Below are 18,544 nucleotides of genomic sequence, written 5' to 3'. Positions count from 1 at the left end.
TTCAATCAGGGCGCTATTTTACGCTGCTGCTGCGGCATCGAAGCAACAGACCGGTGTTCTCGCCAATCTATTGATGCAATGCAACGCATTTGATCGTGATCAGCGCAGACTCGTGGTTCCTTATCACACGCTGCATGCGGAGAACGTCGATGCGTATCACTACTCACCCCGGCTACAAAAACACCTTCGCACGCTGGTTCGCGTTCGGGATGCTGTGCGGCGTCATCGGCGCCGCCTGCCTGGTCGACCGCTTCCCGCTGCTCCCGGTCTAGGGCCGCGCGGCCGGCGGCTCGCAGGCGCTCGGCGGCAGCGGCTGGCCCGGCTCGTAGGCCGCCAGGCGCTCACGGGCCATCTTCCGGTCCTTTGCATATTCGGCCAGGTAGCGGCTGCGTTCCTCGCTCTGCCATTCCGCGTCCGACACGCCGTTCATCGATTTCGTACGGCTGGCATACACCCGGCCCTGCAGGCGCGGCATGAGCAGGCGGTCCGGGTCGACGTTTTCGCGCAGCAGGTAGCCGTCGACGTCCCGCAGGCTCAAGGGCAAGGCCGGCGCTTCGTCCGTCATCAGCTTGCCGAACACCGTCAGCCTGATCTCGCGCGGCCCGGTTTCGAGCACCTCGTTGAAGGTGGCCACCGCGAAGGGCCTGCCGCGCGCGTCGTCCACCCGCCCCGTGACGACATAGCGTCCCGGCTGCCGCACGTCCGCGCGCAAGTAAAAATTGAGCGACCCGTTCTCGACCGCCTCGCGCACCTGCCCGCTCCAGGTGGCCGGCAGGGTCGGCGTGTACACCACGTCGAACAGCGCGAAGCCGTTGCGCCCGCCCGCCGTGTAGCGCACCTCGGTGCGGATGGTGCCGTGAAAGCCCGCCAGCCCGGTCTGGCTTGGGACCAGCACGCCGGCAAAGGCATTGTCGCCCGCCACCGGATCGGCGCCCGCGCCATCGTCCTGGAAGGCCAGCACCACCTGCCCGGTGGCGCGGCTGGCGCCGTAGGTCATGCCCTGGGCCACCGCGCGCGTGATCACCAGCGGGACGGTCTCGCCCTGCGCATTCACGGCCCGCAGCGAGAAGGCTGCCGATTCGCCGGCCGCCAGGTAGACCTGGGATTGCGAGGTCTGCAGCAGCACCGTGCTGCTGGCGCCGCCCCCTTCGACCCGCATCGGGTGCATCTCGGTGATTGGCTGGTTCGGCTGCAGCTGGTCGGGGTTGTGCGCCGCCGGGCGCGACTCCATCGGGTATTTGCTGCCTTCGCGGTAGCTGCAATAGGTGTGGTCGGTGAGCTGGACCTGCTCGATCAGCTGGCGGCGGCGCTCGGCGCGCTCATTCGGTATGGCCAGGCCGTCGCTGCCGCCGACCTGGCCGAAGAATTGTGGCCCGGAGGGCGGCGGCGCGGAGGCAGCAAGGGGAGCCGCCTGCTGCGCGCCGCCGTGCAGCCAGAGTCCGATTGCGGCCAGCGCCGCCACGCCGAGCCCGAGGGGCAAGGCATGGCGGCGCCAGCCGCGTGGCTCGGCAGGAGTTTGCCTAGTAGGCACTGTTCACCACGGCGTTGCGCACGACCCCCACGATGCCGCCCCAATTGCCGTTGGCGTAGTGGTTGTAGGCCTCGCTGTCGTCGCGGAAGATCACCGAGTGGTAGCTCCACTTGGCGCTGCCGCCCTCGTTGGCCGCGGTACCCAGCGACAGGTCGTTGCAGAACCAGTCGCTCGGATTGCAATAGGAGCCGCCCGAACTGCCGGACACGCCGCCGGTGCTGTGGTAGGCCACGGCCTCGTCGTCCTGCCCCGGCAGGATGCCGGAATACGCGGTGCCCTTCGCGCCTGCATACATGTAGAACCAGACGTTGCGCGTGGTGTTGTGGTTGTACATGGCGCGCGCCGTGGTGGTTTTCAGGTCCTGCACCAGCGGTTCGGACGTGGTCCAGGAGCCGGCGTCGGACAACTCGGAGCCCCCGCCCGCCCCCGATGCAGCGCGCACCCACTTGATGTTCCAGCCGGTCTGCGAACTGCCGTCGCTGTTGCCGCATACGCCGCCGCTTGCAGGGCTGGCGTCCTTCTTCAGGCGCGCCGAGCCGCCGTAGTTGGCCAGGGTGTAGCCCATCATCAGGTCGCCCGCGCTGTGGGTGACGACATAGCACCAGTTGGTGCCGGTGCAGAAGCAGTCGAGCGCGTCGCGTACCTTGCCGCTTTGCGAGGCGATGCTGCTGCGGCCGTCCCAGTTGACGGCCTTCTTGTTGATGCCCGCCGCAGTCGAGGACGGGCCCCAGTAGGTGAAGTCGTTGTAGTTGCCGATGGCCCCACCGCCGGTGCGGCCGTTGATCCACAGGGTGTAGTTGGCGGCGGATGCCAGGCTTGACGCGAGTAACAGGCACAGCGCGCAGATCATGCGTATATGTCTCACTGTCTTTCTCCTTTTGTCGTCGTTGTCGGCCGTATGTACGGCTGAGTTCGACTCTAGGCCCGACATTTACCCCTGTCAATTTGCACAATTGGAAAAGCAGTGAAGTGTCGCTTTATTGGATCGGACGGGTCACAAGGCCGTGTTCACCACCGCGCTGCGCACCACGCCGACGATGCCGCCCCAGGCGCCGCCGGCGTAGTGGTTGTAGTCCTCGCCTTCGTCGCGGAAGACCACCGAGTGGTAGTCCCACTTGGCGCGCCCGCCCTGGTTGGCCGCGGCGCCGAGCGTCAGGTCGTTGCAGAACCAGTCGCGCGGGTTGCAGTACGAGCTGCCCGAGCTGCCGGAGACGCCCCCGGTGCTGTGGTAGGCCACGACTTCGTCATCCTGTCCCGGAAGCAGCAGCGAATAGGCCGTGCCCCTGGCCGCCGCATACATGTAGAACCAGATGTTGTAGGTGGTGTTGTGGTTGTACATGGCGCGCGCCGTGCTGGTCTTGAGGTCTTGCACCAGCGGCTCGGACGTGGTCCAGGACCCGGCGTCGGACAGTTCCGAGCCGCCCGCCGCGCCGGAGGCCGCGCGCACCCACTTGATGTTCCACCCGGTTTGCGACGTGCCGTCGCTGTTGGCGCAGGTGCCGCTGGCAGCGGGGCTGGCGTTCTTCTTCAGGCGCTGGGAGCCGCCGTAGTTGGCCAGCGTGTAGCCCATCATCAGGTCGCCGGCGCTGTGGGTGGCGATGTAGCACCAGTTGGTGCCGGTGCAGAAGCAGTCGAGGGCGTCGCGAATCTTGCCGTTCTGCGTGGCGATGCTGCTCCTGCCGTCCCAGTTGACCGCCTTCTTGTTCACGCCTGCGGCCGTGGAGGACGGTCCCCAGTAGCTGAAGTCGCTGTAGTTGCCGATGGCGCCGCCGCCGGTGCGGCCGTTGATCCAGAGGGTATAGTTGGCGGCCGCTGCCAGGCTGGAAGCAAGGAACAGGCACAGCGCACAGAGGATGCGGATAGCTCTCACGGTCTTCTCCCGGTTGTTCGTGTCGCCGTGTACGGACGCGTCGAACATCACGGCGCACAGAGGCGAAGTGTCGAGGAAGTGTTAGATCGGGGGGATGGGGGCTGCGTTCCGCGCTGAGGCTGCGCCCAGCCGGGTATTTATTCGAGCTCCGCCAGCACTTTCAGGTGGGCGACCACGCTGCGTCCCAGCGCCGACAGCGCATATCCACCCTCGAGGCAGCTGACGATGCGGCCTTGCGCATACTGTCTGGCGATGCCCATCACCTGGCGCGTGATCCATGCGTAATCCGCCTCGACCAGGCCGATGCCGCCCATGTCGTCCTCGCGGTGGCCGTCGAAGCCGGCCGACACGAAGATCATCTGCGGCCGGTGCGCATGCAGTGCGGGTAGCCAATAATCAGTCACGAGCTTGCGCACCACCTCGCCGTCGCAGAGCGCCGGCACCGGCACGTTCACGCTGGTGGCCGTGATCGGCTCCGGATCGCAATACGGGTAGAAGGGATGCTGGAACAGGCTCACCATCAGCACGCGCGGATCGTTGCGGAAGGCGTCCGCCGTGCCGTTCCCGTGGTGGACGTCGAAGTCGACGATGGCAACACGCTCGAGCCCATGCACTTCCATCGCATGGCGCGCGGCGATCGCGACGTTATTGAAGAAGCAAAACCCCATCGGTTCGGATGGCGTCGCGTGATGGCCCGGCGGGCGCACCGAGCAGAAGGCGTTGTCGACTTCACCAAGGATCACGGCGTCGGTCGCCGCCACCGCCGCGCCGGCCGCGCGCAGGGCCGCCTGGTAGCTGTAGTGACAGAGGATGGTGTCGCCGTCGAGCGGATAGTAGTCGCCCTCGGGCGGCACGTGGTCGCGCACCAGCGCCACCGCCCCCGGCGTGTGGTTGCGCAGGATGTCGCTCATGTCGGCCAGCGGCGCGCTGCGTTTTTCCAGCAGGCCGTCGATGCGGGCCAGGATCAGCTGGTCGTCGATCGCCTGCAGGCGCGCCGGCGATTCGGGGTGCCAGTCGCCCATCTCGTGGCGCAGGCAGTCGGGGTGGCTGTAGATTGCTGTGCTCATTGTGCTTGTTCTGTGCGTGCGTATTTTCGTGCCGGACCGCCCATGCGCCATGCATGCGCGGCCGCGCCTGTTCACCCGCGCGCCCTTTCTCGCATAGAATCAATGCGAAGGCTTGTTGCCGACGGAGTAAGAAGCTTGCCAATGGCGCTAATCTACCATGCCGGCGTTCGCCTGCGCACGAGCGGCACGGCGCCCCGTAGCGAACGAATCAACGGAACCCAACCATGTTCAATCAATTGCATGCTGCCGCGCGCCAGGTCAGCCAGGTCGTGGTCGGCAAGGACCAGCAGGTGCGCCTGGCCATCACCTGCCTGCTGGCCGGCGGCCACCTGCTGCTCGAAGACCTGCCCGGCGTGGGCAAGACCACGCTGGCGCATGCGCTGGCGATCTCGCTGGGCCTGAAGTTCAACCGGGTCCAGTTCACCAGCGACCTGTTGCCGGCCGACGTGGCAGGCATTTCGATCTACGAACGCGAGAAGAACGACTTCGTGTTCCACCCCGGCCCGATCTTCACCCAGGTGCTGCTGGCCGACGAGATCAACCGCGCCACGCCCAAGACCCAGTCCGGCCTGCTCGAAGCCATGGAAGAACGCCAGGTCAGCGCCGACGGCGTCACCCGCCCGCTGCCCGAGCCCTTCTTCGTCATCGCGACCCAGAACCCGGCCAGCCAGGTCGGCACCTTCCCGCTGCCCGAATCGCAGCTCGACCGCTTCCTGATGTGCCTCTCGCTGGGCTATCCGGACGCCGCCGCCGAGCGCGCCCTCTTGATGGGCGAAGACCGGCGCGCCATGCTGCGCAATTTGCAGCCGGCGATGCAGCCGACCGAACTCGCCCAGGCCCAGCGCGCGCTGAAGGAAATCCACGCTTCGCCATCCTTGATCACCTACGTGCAGTCGCTGGCCCAGGCCTCGCGCCAGAACGGCCTGTTCGCCGAAGGCCTGTCGCCGCGCGCGGCCATCGCCCTGCTGCAGGCCGGCCGCGCCTGGGCGGCGCTCGAGGGACGCGACCACGTGATCCCCGAAGACATCCAGGCCGTGCTGGTGCCGGTCTGCGCCCACCGCCTGCGTCCGCTCAAGGCGGCGCAGGGCATGGCGCTGGCCAGCCGCGACCTGGTGCTGCAGCTGCAGAAGTCGGTCGCGCTGTAAATGGCGGCGCAGGCACGATCGACCGGAGGCTTGCGCGGCTGGGCGCGCCGCACCACCGGCAAATGGCTGCCGCGCCGCGGTACCTTCGATACCGGCGAAGTGGTGCTGAGCCAGCACCGCATCTTCATCCTGCCCTCGCGCGCCGGAATCGGCTTTGCCGTGCTGCTGCTGGTGCTGCTCATCGGCTCGATCAACTACACGCTCGGCCTGGGCTTCGCGCTGACCTTCCTGGCGCTGTCCTGCGCCCTGGTCGACATGGTCTTCACCTACCGTAACCTGGCGCATCTGGCCCTGCAGCAGGGCCGCGTGCCCGCCGTCTTCGCCGGCCAGGAAGCCCGGTTCGAACTGCACCTGGCCAACCGCACGGCGCTGGCGCGCTACGGCGTCTGGATCGATTTCGCCGACGCCCGCGAGCCGCGCCACGTGGCCGACATCGCGGCCCACGGCAGCGCGGCGGTGCTGCTCGGCGTGCCGACCAGCGAACGCGGCTGGCTGCAGCCGGCGCGCGTGGTGCTGTCCACGCGCTTTCCGCTCGGCCTGTTCCGCGCCTGGAGCTATTGGCGCCCGGCCGCGCGCGCCCTGGTCTACCCGCGCCCTGAAGAAGGCGCGCCGCCCTTGCCTTCGAACGGCAGCGGCGCCGGCAGCGGCCGCGTGGGCGGCAACGACGACTTCGCCGGCGTGCGCAACTACCAGCCGGGCGACTCGCCGCGCCAGCTGGCCTGGCGCCAGATCGCCCGGCTCGATCCGGCGCTCGGCGGCCAGCTCGTGACCAAGCATTTCGAAGGCGGACTCAGCGACGAACTGGTGCTCGATTTCGCCGCCCTCCCCGGCAACCTCGACCTGGAACTGCGCCTGTCGCGCATGACGCGCTGGGTGCTGGACGCCGAGCAGCGCGCCCTGCCCTATGCCTTCCGCCTGGACGCCACCCGCTTCGATGCCGCGGTGGGAGTGGCCCACCAGGCGGCCTGCCTGCGCGCGCTGGCCCTCTACGGCCTGAAGGAAGCCGCATGAAGGCTCACGCCCTGAAGGCGCTCCCGCGCGACAAGGCCGACACCCTGCTGCTGCTGGGGAGTGCGCTGCTGGTGCTGGCCCCGCACGCCGCCCACCTGCCGCTGTGGGTGTCGCTGCTGTGCGCCGCCACGCTGGCCTGGCGCGCCACCGTCACGCTGCGCGGCAAGCGCATGCCGTCCACCCTGGTGCTGCTGCCGATCGCCGCCGCCGCGATGGCCGGCGTGCAGTTCTCCTTCGGGACCATCCTCGGGCGCGACGCCGGCGTGGCCATGCTGGTGCTGCTGGTCGCCTTCAAGATGCTGGAGATGCATGCGCGCCGCGATCTTTACGTGGTGATCTTCCTGTGCTTCTTCCTGGCGCTGACCAACTTCTTCTACGCCCAGGGCATCGGCAGCGCGCTCCTGATGGTGGCCTCGGTGCTGGCCCTGCTCACCACGCAACTGTCCTTCCAGTTCACCGGCGCCGTGCCGCCGCTGCGCGCGCGCCTTGGCCTGGGCTTGAAAATGCTGCTGTTCGCCGCGCCGATCGCGGTGCTGCTGTTCGTGGTGTTCCCGCGCCTGGGCGGGCCGCTGTGGAGCATGCCGGGCGGCGACGGTGGCGGCGGCGGCGGAAAATCCGGCCTGTCCGACCGCATGGCGCCAGGCCAGATGTCGAACCTGGCGATGTCGAACGACCCCGCCTTCCGGGTACGCTTCCACGGCCCGGCGCCTGCCAAGGGCCAGCTCTACTGGCGCGGGCTGGTGCTGGATGCTTTCGACGGCGTCGCCTGGACCCGCGGCGGCTCGGCCCCGACGCGCGCCAGCGTGCCGCTGCGGGTACGCGGCGAGCCGCAGCGCTACGAGGTCACGCTGGAACCATCCGACACGCGCTGGCTGTTCACGCTCGAGATGCCGCGCCACCTGCCGGCCATCGCCGGACAAAAGGTGAGCGTCTCGCACCAGCTCGAAATGACCAGCAGCCGCCCGCTGGAGCAACGCGTGCGCTACACGTTGGCCTCCTACCCGGCCTATACGCTCGACCGTCCCGATGCGCTGGACAACCCCAACCAGTGGCTGCTGCTGCCCTACGGTTTCAATCCGCGCGCCCTCGCCGCCGGCCTGGCATTGCGCAAGGAGCCGGAACCGGCGCGCCGGGTCAATGCCGTGCTGCGCCAGTTCCGCGAACAGCCTTTCAGCTACACCCTCGAGCCGCCCCTGCTGGGCCGCCACTCGGTCGATGAATTCCTGTACGGGACGCGCTCGGGCTTTTGCGAGCATTATTCCGGCGCCTTCGTGTTCCTGATGCGCGCGGCCGGCATCCCGGCGCGCGTGGTCACCGGCTACCAGGGGGGCGAGCTCAATCCGATCGACGGCTACATGACGGTGCGCCAGTCCGATGCCCACGCCTGGGCCGAAGTCTGGATGCAGGGGCGCGGCTGGGTGCGGGTGGACCCGACCGCCGCCGTGGCGCCGGAACGGGTGCGGCGCGACCTGGCTTCCGCAGTAGAAGCGCCGGCGCCCTTCGGCATCGACGCATTGCGCGGCATGTCGATGTTCGACCTGGGGCGCGATTCGGTACTGGGGCGCCTGCGCAATGCCATCGGCGCGGTCAACAATGGCTGGAACCAGTGGGTGCTGAACTACACGCCGGAACGCCAGCGCGGCGTGCTCAAGAACCTGCAGTCAAGCCTGGGAGGCTGGCGTTTTATCGCCCTGATAACGTTTGCCGATGGAGTGTTGCTTTTGGGCAGATTTTTGCTTCGCCGCCGGGAAATTGATCCTATCGAAGCGGTATACTCTTCCCTATGCAAGCGCCTCGCCCACCTGGGCCTGGCCCGTGCAGCGGACGAAGGGCCCACTTCCTATGCGGCCCGGATCGCGGCCACCCAGCAGCTGGCGCCGCCATCACGTGAAGCCGCCGCCGAGTTCTTGCGCCGCTACAGCGCATGGCGCTATGCGCCACCCCAGCCCCAGGCCAGCCTGCGGCTGGCCACTACCTTGAAGAGCTTATTGTCGCAAGTTAGATGAAATCCATTGTTCCCCTGTTTGCCGCGCTGGCACTGGCCTTTGCCCCGATCGGGCAAGCCGGCGCCGGCGCGAAGGATCCGCACGCTCGTACCGCTCCCGCCAAGGCCAAGCCAGGCAAAACCAAGGCCAAGGCTTCGAAGACCGGCAAGCAGGTCTCGATCAAATCGAGCCGCGTCATCAAGGCTCCGCCGTCCGCCGCCGTGATCGACTACGACGGCGAGCACAGCAATTTCCTCGAATGGCAGGCCATGCGCGAGTTCATCGACGAGATGGTGAGCCGGCACGGGTTCGATCGCGCCTACCTGGAGTCGCTGTTCGGCCAGGCCCGCTTCATCGATTCGGCCGTGCAGCTGGTCAAGCCCATGCCGCCGGGTAAGCCGAAGAACTGGCAGGTGTACAGCAGCCGCTTCATCGAACCGATCCGCATCGCCGAAGGCAGGCGTTTCTGGAACGAGAATGCGGCGACGCTCGCACGTGCCGAGGCCGCCTATGGCGTGCCGGCCGAGATTATCGTCGGCATCATCGGCGTCGAAACCATCTATGGCCGCGACACCGGCAAGTTCCGCGTGCTCGACACGCTGGCCACGCTCGCCTTCGGCTATCCGGACACGCCGAACCGCGCGAGCCGCATGCAGTTCTTCCGCAGCGAGCTGGCCAACACCCTGCTGTTCGCCCGCGAACACAAGGTCGATCCCTACTCGCTGCTCGGTTCGTTTGCGGGCGCGGTCGGCATGCCGCAGTTCATGCCGGGCAGCATCCTGAAATTTGGCGTCGATTTCAATGGGGACGGCCAGATCGACCTGCGCAATTCGCCCGAGGATGCGATCGGCAGCGTGGCCAACTTCCTGGTCCAGCACGGCTGGAACCCGGAATTGCGCGGCGCGCCTGCGATCGCGGCCGACGTGTCGCCGAACCACGCGTGGGAAAGCCTGCTGGGCCGGGGCCTTGCCGCCACCCTGCGCCCGGAAGAGCTGCGCGCGGCCGGCGTGATGGCCGCGGCTCCCCTGCCGGCCGAGCGCCTGTACGGGCTGGTCGACCTGCAAAACGGCGCCGAGGCGACCGAATACTGGGTAGCGAACGATAACTTCTTTGCCATCACCAAGTACAACCGCAGTTATTTCTATGCCATGTCGGTGATTGACTTGGGCCGTGCAGTGCGGCAGTCGCGGGCCGATTAGCCATTGCCTATTGGGAAAGTTTGTATCGAGTTGTAACGCCAGAACGTTTATTGTAGCGGCATCAACACTCCCCTTTAATGTGCATACCCCCCGGGGGTATGCACCAATCCGACCTAGATTCTCCCCAGAAACATCCCTCCCCGTCTCATACTCCCCGATTTCTTGCAATCCTGTCAGCGTTTTCCATACTGTGCGGCATCTCGGGCCGGATGGTTCTACACTCACGCTTAATCAAAAAACAATTAATATTTCCGTGACTTTATGAGAGAATTGCATTGGGGCTATTGTTGCGTTGAGACAACAATACTCGGGATAGCTGTCTGATTCTTGTTGCTAGTGAGTATCAGATTGAAAATTAGTTGTACAATTGAATAGATAATTACGAAATACCAGATTCGGAGTCGAGCGCCGCATGGGGACTCCGTCCAACCCAAAATAGGATATTGAATCATGACAAACCAAGTCGGCATCGATATGAACAGCGATTCGGAGTCCGATGAACTCCTGCAATACAATCCGAACCGCCTGCTCGACACCCTGATCGAGAACCTGCGTCTGAAGAACGACGCTGCGCTGTCGCGCGCCCTGGAAGTGGCGCCGCCGGTGATCTCGAAGATCCGCCACCACCGCCTGCCGGTCGGCGCTTCGCTGCTGATCCGCATGCACGAAGTCAGCGACCTGTCGATCCGCGACCTGCGTTACCTGATGGGCGACCGCCGCGCCAAGTTCCGCATCAGCGACAAGCAGTTCAAGCCGAAAGAAGGCGCGACGCCATCGAAAGAGGCGTAATCGCCGGCGGGCAAGCTGCGGGGCCCAGCCCCTGTGCTTGCCTCGCCAGTGCTAGCCAGGCGTGTGATAACGCGGCGTGCAGCTTGACGTCGCCGCATCGGCATCTGGTCCGCACCTGTCAAAAAGCCATCCGTCGGATGGCTTTTTTATTTGGCTGCAGGTTTGCCTCAAGCGGGGAACACGCCCGTCGACAAATAGCGGTCGCCGCGGTCGCAGACCACGAACACGATGGTCGCATTCTCGACCGTCTGCGAGATGCGCAGCGCCACTTCGCAGGCGCCGGCCGCCGAGATGCCGCAGAAGATGCCCTCCTCGGCCGCCATCCGGCGCGCCATCTGCTCGGCCGCGGCCTGGCCCACCGCCTCGACCTGGTCCACGCGCGCGCGCTCGTAGATTTTCGGCAGATAGGCTTCCGGCCACTTGCGGATGCCCGGGATCGACGAGCCGTCTTCGGGCTGGGCGCCGACGATGCGCACCGCTTCGTTCTGCTCTTTCAGGTAGCGCGACACGCCCATGATGGTGCCGGTCGTGCCCATGGCGCTGACGAAATGGGTGATGCGGCCTTCGGTGTCGCGCCAGATTTCCGGCCCGGTGGTCTCGTAGTGGGCGCGCGGATTGTCCTGGTTGCCGAACTGGTCGAGGATGATGCCCTCGCCGTTCTTCTGCATCTGTTCGGCCATGTCGCGTGCGTATTCCATGCCGCCCGACTTCGGCGTCAGGATGATCCGGGCGCCGTAGGCGGCCATGCTCTGGCGGCGCTCGACCGACAGGTTGTCCGGCATGAGCAGCACCATCTTGTAGCCGCGGATCGCCGCCGCCATCGCCAGCGCGATGCCGGTATTGCCGCTGGTCGCTTCGATCAGGGTGTCGCCCGGCTTGATCTGGCCGCGCTCTTCGGCGCCGCGCAGCATCGACATCGCGGCGCGGTCCTTCACGGAACCGGCCGGGTTGTTGCCTTCGAGCTTGCCAAGGATGATGTTGTTGCGCGCCGCGGCGTCCGCGCCGGGCAGGCGCACCAGGCGCACCAGCGGGGTATTGCCGATCGTGTCTTCGATGGTCTTGTAAGCCATGCCTTGCTCTCTCGCGATTTCCTAAAGCGCTATTCTAATCCGGACGGCAAGCTGGCGTTTGGAGCGGCCGCTAACTGTAGGGTGGCGCGGCTCAACCCGGCAGCATGATTAGCCCGCATCGCTGGCGCCGCCCACGCGTTCAAATCCCTCGTGAGCAGACGCCAAGCCTGCTCGAATTGTGCTTGGACGCGCGGGCGGCGTCCGCGTTTCGGACGGATCGAAGCGCCAGGGGGGGAGCCGCCCACCCTACGGAAACTCAGCGCTGCGGCATCGGATAGGTGGCGACGCTGACGTTACCGTCCTTGTCCACCGCCTGGACCCCGAAGAACACGTTGTCCTTCGAGACGTCCACCGTGGCTTCGACCACGTTGCCGACCCATTTCGAGCCCTGCCAGTTGGCTGCCGTGGTGTCGCGCCACACGATGCGGTACCCGAGCAGGTCCGGTTCCGCATTCGCCTGCCACACCAGGGTCGAATCGTTGGTCAGCTTGTCGGTGCGCAGCTTGACCTGCTGCGGCGCGGCCGGGGCCAAGGCCAGCGACGCCAGCGATGCCGCATTCACGCGGGCCACCTTGGCGATGTAATCGTAGTCGTTGAACCTGGCCAGGTCGCCGTACACCTTGCCGTCTTCGGTACGCAAGTCCTGGTGCTGGTGCGCGAAGTCTTCGGCCGGCTCGGTGAAGCGCAGCGCCGCATAGCCCTGCTCCAGGAAGGGCATGTGGTCGCCGCCGCGCAGGTAGCGGTCGGCGCGGTGGATCACCGATACCTTGAAGTCCTTTACATAGCGCTCGCCCTGCTCCTTGGTGTGGCGGGCCAGCTGGCGCGAGAGCGAATCGCTGTCGCCGCCGGTGGCGACCAGCTGGCGCACGGCCTCGCTCATTTCCCTGGTGGCCGGCACGCTCTGCGAGAACAGGCGCACCTGCTTGTTGTCCACCTTGCCATTGTCGGCGCGCGAGCTGCCGATGATGTCGTTGGTGTACATGCCGGCCACGTTCAGGTTCTTCTTGCGCGCCTGCTCGGCCCAGTGGCGCGCCCCCAGCAGGCCCTGCTCTTCGGCAGCCACCGCCATGAACACGATGGTCGCATCGAACTTGTACTTGGCCATGACGCAGGCCAGTTCCATCACGGCGGCGGTGCCGGAGGCGTCGTCGTTCGCGCCCGGCGCGTCGGCGGTGTAGTTCATCACGTCGGTGACGCGCGAGTCGTAGTGGCCGCTGACCACGTAGAGGCGGTCTTTCGAGGCGTCCTGGGCGCCGGGCAGCGTGGCGACCACGTTGACGATCTCGGTCGGGCGCGAGATGCGCGCCGAGACAGGGGCGACGTGGCTGTCGAAGGCGACTTGCAGCGGGGTACCGGCGCCGCAGCGCTCCAGCTCACTCTTGATCCAACGGCGCGCCGCGCCGATGCCGCGCGTGTCCGATTCGGTTTCCGACATCGTGTGGCGGGTGCCGAAGCTCACCAGTTTGGCGACATGCGCCTCGATGCGCTTGGGGGAGATCTCGGCGACGATCTTGCTGATCTGCGCCTGCTGGCGCTTGAGGTCCGGGGCGGCCGGGGTCGATGGCGCGGCGGCTGCGGAACCCGCGGCGACGGCAAGCAGCGCGGCGAGCAGGCTGGAAGAAATGCGTGCGTGAGGCATGAGTACCTTTCTGGAGTGGTGCATGTCGATATGCACATCTTCTCATGCGGATTGGCCCGTGTCAGTCAATACAGGACCTGCAGCGCATGACTTGGCCGCGCCATGAAAAAAGGGCTGCCGCGGCAGCCCTTCCTGTGCATCAGGCGGCCAGCGCCAGCCTTGCCGGTCCGGCGCCCGGCTGCCGCGCCGCATCGAGCCGGAACACGCTCACCACCTGCGCCAGGCGCTCGGCTTCCGCTTCCAGCGATGCAGCCGAGGCGCTTGCCTGCTGCACCAGCACCGCGTTCTGGCGGGTGGCTTCGTCCATCTGCCCGATTGCCTCGTTGACCTGGCCGATGCCGGTGCTCTGTTCGGCACTGGCATGGGTGATGTCGGCCATGATGTCGGTGACGCGGCGCACCGAGCTGACGATATCTTCCATCGTCGTCCCTGCTTCGTCCACCAGGCGCGCGCCGGCGTCGACGCGCTCGACCGAGCTGCCGATCAGTTCCTTGATTTCCTTCGCCGCCGCCGCCGAGCGCTGCGCGAGGCTGCGCACTTCGGTCGCGACCACGGCGAAGCCGCGGCCCTGCTCGCCGGCCCTGGCCGCTTCCACGGCTGCGTTCAGCGCGAGGATATTGGTCTGGAAGGCGATGCCGTCGATGACGCCGATGATGTCGACGATCTTCTTGGAGGAAGCATTGATCGAGGCCATGGTCTCCACCACCTGCGACACCACGGCGCCGCCGCGCAGCGCCACTTCGGACGCCGATTCGGCCAGCGTGTTGGCCTGGCGGGCATTGTCCGCGTTCTGGCGCACGGTGGCGGTGAGCTGCTCGACCGACGCGGCAGTCGCTTCCAGAGTGCCGGCCTGGCGCTCGGTACGCCCCGAGAGGTCACGGTTGCCGTTGGCGATCTCGGTCGACACGCTGGCGATGCTCAGGGTGCCGTTGCGCACCTGCTCGACGATGCCCACCAGGCTGTCGCGCATGCCTTTCATGGCGAACAGCAGGCTGTCCTGGTCGCTTGCCGCGGTCTCGATCTTCACGCCCAGGTCGCCCGCCGCGATGGCGCCGACGATCGAGGCGGCGTAGTCCGGCTGGCCGCCGAGCTGGCGCAGCAGGCCGCGGGCGATGTACCAGGCGCCCAGCGCGCCGGCCGCGATGGCGCCCACGCACAGCAGCACCATCCAGCCGAAGAAACCGGAGGCCACGGCGCGCGCGCCGGCGGCATCCTCGTTGTTGAGTTTTTCCTGCAGGTCGATGAAGCGGTTGATGCTGGCCAGCCAGGCGACAAACGCCGGCGCCGCCTGCTGCGCCAGCATCGCATTGGCTTCCGGTACCTGGCCCGCGGCCTGCAGCGCGCTGACGCGCTCGATCAGCGGCTTGGTGCGGCGCTCCTGTTCCTTGATCGCGGCCAGCGCTTCCTTTTCGGCCGGAGAAATCCCCGCCAGTTCCTGGAACAGCTTGTCCATCGGGGCGGCCGAACGGGCGTAGTTCTCGTCCAGCGTCTTGATCAGGCCGTTTGGCGCGGCAGCGGCGGCCGGGTCGGCGGCCAGCACCACGTCGCGCAGCGCGATCGCACGGTCGTGGACACTGCCGCGGAAATTGATGGCGTAGCGCTGCTTGACGTTGTTGACGTCGTTGATGCGGTTCAGGGTTTGGTCGATCTGTCCGACCCGGCTGATGGCCAGGCCAGTCAGGACTATCATCAGGAGGAAAACAGCGCCGTAGCCGATTGCAAGGCGGGCGCCGATAGTCAGGGACTTCTTTGTCATGGAGTATCGTCGTGGAGGGGCTGGGCCGATGCGCGGAATGCACACCCTTGGTTTCCCAGCGGCAATCAGTAGAATATCGCATAGACCGCGTATTGCTGACGAATTCGTCAATAATGTTGTTGCAGCCCAACAAATGTTTAGGATTTTCGACAACTTTTCAACATAAATGCCGAAATTGAGCATGTCGAGCGAGACGTTTTTTTCTCGCGGCATAAAAAAACCCGCGTTGCCGCGGGTTGTGTGATGTAGAGCAGGATTACATCGCCGCCTGCTGCTCGGCCGGCTTGGCCTTGGCGTCCTGCTTGGCGGAGGTCTTTTCCGCCTTCGCCGCAGCCGGCTTGGCGGCCGCGCCTTCCTTGGCCTTGCCGTTGACCTGCAGGCCGGCTTCCGACAGCTTCATGGCCTTCTTGTCGCCCACGCCTTTCACGCGCTGCTGGAAGTCGGCCCAGTCCTTGAACTCGCCCTTGGCGCGTTCGTCGAGGATCATTTTCGACATGCTCGGGCCCACGCCCTTGACACCGTCAAGTAGCGCCGCGTCGGCCTTGTTGACGTCCACCTGGGCGAAGGCAAAGCCGGTCGAAGCGACCAGTGCGGCGACAGCAAGCATCAGTTTCTTGATCATGTGATTTTTTCTCCGTTGGTTTTCGCACGATGGACGACGACGCCGCCCATCCCTGCACTAACGAAGCTGCCCGGCCACCGTTGACGGCCGGGATTTGATCAAAATCAACCCGGGAACAGTTCTTCGCGGGTGACGGTGGCGGTGCCCAGCTTGCCGACGACGATGCCGCCGGCGCGGTTGGCGGTCGCCAGCGCTTCGGCCAGCGGCGCGCCGGCGCCCAGCATGGCGGCCAGGGTCGCAATCACCGTGTCGCCCGCACCCGAGACGTCGAACACTTCGCGCGCGTCGGCATGCACGTGCAGCACTTCGTCGGCGCTGTACAGGCTCATGCCCTCTTCCGAGCGCGTGAGCAGCAAGGCGTCCAGGCCCAGCTCATTGCGCAGGCGCTGGGCTTTTTCGGTGAGCTGTTCCTCGGTCTTCCAGGTGCCGACCACGCGCTGCAGTTCCGAGCGGTTCGGGGTCAGGATGGTGGCGCCCTGGTAGGGCGAGAAATCGTCGCCCTTGGGATCGACCAGCACGATCTTGCCGGCCGCGCGCGCGGCCTTCACCATCTCGGCCACGTTCACCAGCGCGCCCTTGTTGTAGTCGGACATGATGATGACGTCGTAGTCGGGCAGCAGGGCCTTGAACTGGTCGAGCTTGTCCCGCAGGACGGTTTCGGTCGGCGCGTCCTCGAAGTCGATGCGCACCATCTGCTGCTGGCGGCCGATGACGCGCAGCTTGATGATGGTGGAGATCGCGTCGTCGCGTTTCAGGTAGCTGTGGATGGCGGCGCCCGCGAGCAGCTTCTCGACTTCGTCGCCCGCTTCGTCGTTGCCGGTCACGCCCAGCAGGCCCGTATGCGCGCCCAGCGCGGCGGCATTGCGCGCCACATTGGCCGCGCCGCCCAGGCGCTCCTCGCGGCGCTCGATGCGCACCACGGGCACCGGGGCTTCGGGCGAGATGCGCGAAACCTCGCCGAACCAGTAGCGGTCCAGCATGACGTCGCCCACCACCAGCAGGCGGACGGTTGAAAGTTGCGGGGCCGCCTGCTGGCGGAAGCTGTCAGCCGCCAGCAGGCGGCTCGGGGTCAGGTCGGTCATGGGCTTCGTCTCGATGCGGCACGTGGCCGCATCAGTTCATCACGTTGAGTTCTTCGGTACGGCGCGGCGGGTAGGTTTCCCAGCGGCTGCAGCCCGGGCACTGCCAGTAGAACTGGCGCGCCTTGAAGCCGCAGTGGCTGCACTGGTAGCGCGCCAGCTTCTGGGTGTAGCGCTGCACCAGGTTCTTCACCATCGACAGCTCTTCCCAGATATGGGCCGGGGCGTCCATCAGGCGCGCCTCCAGCAGCTTGTCCAGGCCCAGCAGGGTCGGGTTGCGGCGCAATTCTTCGATCACCAGGCCCTTGGCCGCTTCCACGCCATCGAGTTCGATGACGGCCTTGAACACCACCTCCACCAGGTCGATCGAGGAGGCCTCGAGCAGGTAGGCGCGCAGCAGGTTGACGCCTTCCTGCGGCCGGCCGACCTTGCGGTAGCCGTCCATCAGGCGGGCGGCCACCAGGGCCACGTGCGGCACGCTCTGGTGCTCGACGCGGCGCCAGGTCATGATCGCGCCTTCGGTATCGCCCTGGGCCAGCTGGGCGTCGCCGTACAGGATGGTGGCGCGCACGCTGGAGCGGTCGACCTGCAGCGCCTGGTCGAGCAGCTTCATGGCATCGAGCGGCTGCAGGTGCACGATGGCGTCCTGCGCCAGCTCGCAGTAGAACTGGGCGATTTCCTTCTGGCGCGCGCCGGCGCCGGATTCCTGCAGGCCCACGGCGACGTCGATCGCGCGGCGCCATTCCTTTTCGCGCTGGTAGATTTCCAGCAGCGCGCGGCGCGCCGGCACGGCATAGGTGGTGTCGACCAGCAGGTTGAAGGTCTCTTCGGCGCGGTCGAGCAGGCCGGCCTTGAGGTAGTCCATGCCCAGTTCGTACTGTGCCTGGGCCTTCTCTTCGCCCGGCAGGTCGGGACGCGACAGCAGGTTCTGGTGGACCCGGATGGCGCGCTCGATCTCGCCGCGGCGGCGGAACAGGTTACCGAGGGCGAAGTGCATGTCGGCCGATTCCGGATCGAGCTTGACGATCTCGATGAAGGAATCGATGGCCTTGTCCGGCTGGTCGTTGAGCAGGTGGTTCAGTCCCTTGAAATAGCCGCGCGGCAGAGAGCGCGACTCGGACACGATTTCATTGATGTCGACGCGGGCGGCGACCCAGCCCAGGCCGAAGAAAAAGGGGATGCCAAGCAGCATCCAGATTTCGAATTCCATGTATTTTTATTCTGTGTGGCGAGTAAGCAAGGCTTACAGCGCCGGGTTCACGGCATCCGGCTGCGGCTGGGCGGCGCCGGTACCGGCGGCGCTCTGCAGGGCCTGGATGGTGTTCTTGTGCTGCGAGGTCTGGCGGCGCTGGCGGAACACGGTAGGGGTCAGGGCCAGGATGCCGAGGGCGGCGCCGGCGATGAAAAAGGCCAGCAGCATCAGCACGAGCGGGCCGCGCAGTTCGTAGTTGAGGAAGAAATGCAGGTCGACTTCCTGGGTGTTCTTTAGCGCGAAGCCGAAGAACAGCACGAACAGGATGAAGCCGGCGATGGTCGAAACGAATTTCATCAGGAGTGGCCGCTGGTTGAGTGCGCAATGGCGCAGTGTCGCATATCCAACATGATATTTCAAAAGGCGAGCTAGTGCCGGGCGGATGAGCCACGATGAACCCACCAAAAAAAAAGGTTCATCACGGATTTCCGGGAAACGCGGCTTTGATCTTCAGGAAAAAGAAGTCGCTATCCCGGTAGCCGTAGGCCATTCGCTTCATCACTTTGATGCGGTTATTGATGCCTTCGAG

18 protein-coding genes are annotated in these 18,544 nt (G+C 66.1%); 6 read left to right on the top strand and 12 right to left on the bottom strand.

Translation table 11 applies throughout. The features are described 5' to 3' along the window. The first annotated feature begins 149 nt into the window (after positions 1–149). Positions 150–272 carry a hypothetical protein gene (locus tag AC56LR_RS20610; RefSeq protein WP_497133197.1) on the top strand — a complete coding sequence of 41 codons (123 nt, stop codon included), beginning with the start codon at positions 150–152 and terminating at the stop codon, positions 270–272. Here AC56LR_RS20610 and AC56LR_RS20605 read toward each other — a convergent pair. The 4 genes from AC56LR_RS20605 to AC56LR_RS20590 form a co-directional block, all read right to left on the bottom strand. Next, the gene (locus tag AC56LR_RS20605; RefSeq protein ID WP_497133196.1) at positions 269–1,531 is read right to left on the bottom strand and encodes a hypothetical protein; all 1,263 of its coding nucleotides are present in this window, start codon (positions 1,529–1,531) and stop codon (positions 269–271) included. The two genes, AC56LR_RS20610 and AC56LR_RS20605, sit on opposite strands and share 4 nt — an antisense overlap. Next, positions 1,521–2,396 (bottom strand): hypothetical protein, encoded by an 876-nt coding sequence (locus tag AC56LR_RS20600; protein WP_497133194.1) that lies wholly within the window; start codon positions 2,394–2,396, stop codon positions 1,521–1,523. Before AC56LR_RS20600 ends, AC56LR_RS20605 begins: the two co-directional genes overlap by 11 nt. A gap of 129 nt (positions 2,397–2,525) precedes the next feature. Beyond that, positions 2,526–3,401, bottom strand: coding sequence for a hypothetical protein (locus AC56LR_RS20595; protein ID WP_497133193.1), 876 nt, complete (start codon positions 3,399–3,401; stop codon positions 2,526–2,528). Positions 3,402–3,538: 137 nt separating this feature from the next. Continuing rightward, complete coding sequence (locus tag AC56LR_RS20590; protein ID WP_497133191.1) at positions 3,539–4,468, bottom strand: histone deacetylase family protein; 930 nt, start codon at positions 4,466–4,468, stop codon at positions 3,539–3,541. Between the two features lie 224 nt (positions 4,469–4,692). Between AC56LR_RS20590 and AC56LR_RS20585 the strand changes: the two genes are divergently transcribed. The 5 genes from AC56LR_RS20585 to AC56LR_RS20565 all read left to right on the top strand — a co-directional run bounded on the left by AC56LR_RS20585 (position 4,693) and on the right by AC56LR_RS20565 (position 10,597). Further along, entirely contained in the window at positions 4,693–5,613 is a 921-nt protein-coding gene (locus AC56LR_RS20585) for an AAA family ATPase (protein ID WP_497133189.1), read from the top strand. Continuing rightward, the gene (locus AC56LR_RS20580; protein ID WP_497133187.1) at positions 5,614–6,624 is read left to right on the top strand and encodes a DUF58 domain-containing protein; all 1,011 of its coding nucleotides are present in this window, start codon (positions 5,614–5,616) and stop codon (positions 6,622–6,624) included. Further along, complete coding sequence (locus tag AC56LR_RS20575) at positions 6,621–8,630, top strand: transglutaminase TgpA family protein (RefSeq protein ID WP_497133186.1); 2,010 nt, start codon at positions 6,621–6,623, stop codon at positions 8,628–8,630. The genes AC56LR_RS20580 and AC56LR_RS20575 overlap by 4 nt, the downstream gene beginning before the upstream one ends. Then, the gene (gene mltB, locus AC56LR_RS20570; protein ID WP_497133184.1) at positions 8,627–9,808 is read left to right on the top strand and encodes a lytic murein transglycosylase B; all 1,182 of its coding nucleotides are present in this window, start codon (positions 8,627–8,629) and stop codon (positions 9,806–9,808) included. Before AC56LR_RS20575 ends, mltB begins: the two co-directional genes overlap by 4 nt. Positions 9,809–10,258: 450 nt before the next feature. After that, positions 10,259–10,597, top strand: coding sequence for a hypothetical protein (locus AC56LR_RS20565; protein ID WP_497133182.1), 339 nt, complete (start codon positions 10,259–10,261; stop codon positions 10,595–10,597). A gap of 167 nt (positions 10,598–10,764) precedes the next feature. Here AC56LR_RS20565 and cysM read toward each other — a convergent pair whose 3' ends face one another. From cysM to AC56LR_RS20525, 8 genes are all read right to left on the bottom strand, one after another. Next, the gene (cysM, locus tag AC56LR_RS20560; RefSeq protein ID WP_497133181.1) at positions 10,765–11,667 is read right to left on the bottom strand and encodes a cysteine synthase CysM; all 903 of its coding nucleotides are present in this window, start codon (positions 11,665–11,667) and stop codon (positions 10,765–10,767) included. Between the two features lie 256 nt (positions 11,668–11,923). Further along, positions 11,924–13,306: a M20/M25/M40 family metallo-hydrolase gene (locus tag AC56LR_RS20555; RefSeq protein ID WP_497133180.1), complete on the bottom strand. Its 1,383-nt coding sequence runs from the start codon at positions 13,304–13,306 to the stop codon at positions 11,924–11,926. Positions 13,307–13,445: 139 nt separating this feature from the next. Then, positions 13,446–15,062 (bottom strand): methyl-accepting chemotaxis protein, encoded by a 1,617-nt coding sequence (locus tag AC56LR_RS20550; protein WP_497133178.1) that lies wholly within the window; start codon positions 15,060–15,062, stop codon positions 13,446–13,448. A gap of 256 nt (positions 15,063–15,318) precedes the next feature. After that, positions 15,319–15,684 carry a ComEA family DNA-binding protein gene (locus AC56LR_RS20545; protein ID WP_497133177.1) on the bottom strand — a complete coding sequence of 122 codons (366 nt, stop codon included), beginning with the start codon at positions 15,682–15,684 and terminating at the stop codon, positions 15,319–15,321. 104 nt (positions 15,685–15,788) lie between these two features. Next, positions 15,789–16,766 (bottom strand): D-glycero-beta-D-manno-heptose-7-phosphate kinase, encoded by a 978-nt coding sequence (gene rfaE1, locus AC56LR_RS20540; protein ID WP_497133176.1) that lies wholly within the window; start codon positions 16,764–16,766, stop codon positions 15,789–15,791. A gap of 31 nt (positions 16,767–16,797) precedes the next feature. After that, positions 16,798–17,973: a lipopolysaccharide assembly protein LapB gene (lapB, locus tag AC56LR_RS20535; protein WP_497133175.1), complete on the bottom strand. Its 1,176-nt coding sequence runs from the start codon at positions 17,971–17,973 to the stop codon at positions 16,798–16,800. Between the two features lie 33 nt (positions 17,974–18,006). Then, positions 18,007–18,312 carry a LapA family protein gene (locus tag AC56LR_RS20530; protein WP_171086261.1) on the bottom strand — a complete coding sequence of 102 codons (306 nt, stop codon included), beginning with the start codon at positions 18,310–18,312 and terminating at the stop codon, positions 18,007–18,009. Positions 18,313–18,433: 121 nt separating this feature from the next. Further along, a partial coding sequence (locus AC56LR_RS20525) for a transposase (RefSeq protein WP_497132736.1) occupies positions 18,434–18,544 on the bottom strand: 111 nt, incomplete at its 5' end.

This window comes from Telluria sp. ZT3P39 (assembly GCF_059685935.1).
The sequence above is the reverse complement of the archived record's forward strand: the minus strand, read 5'-3'. Positions and strand labels throughout refer to the sequence as shown.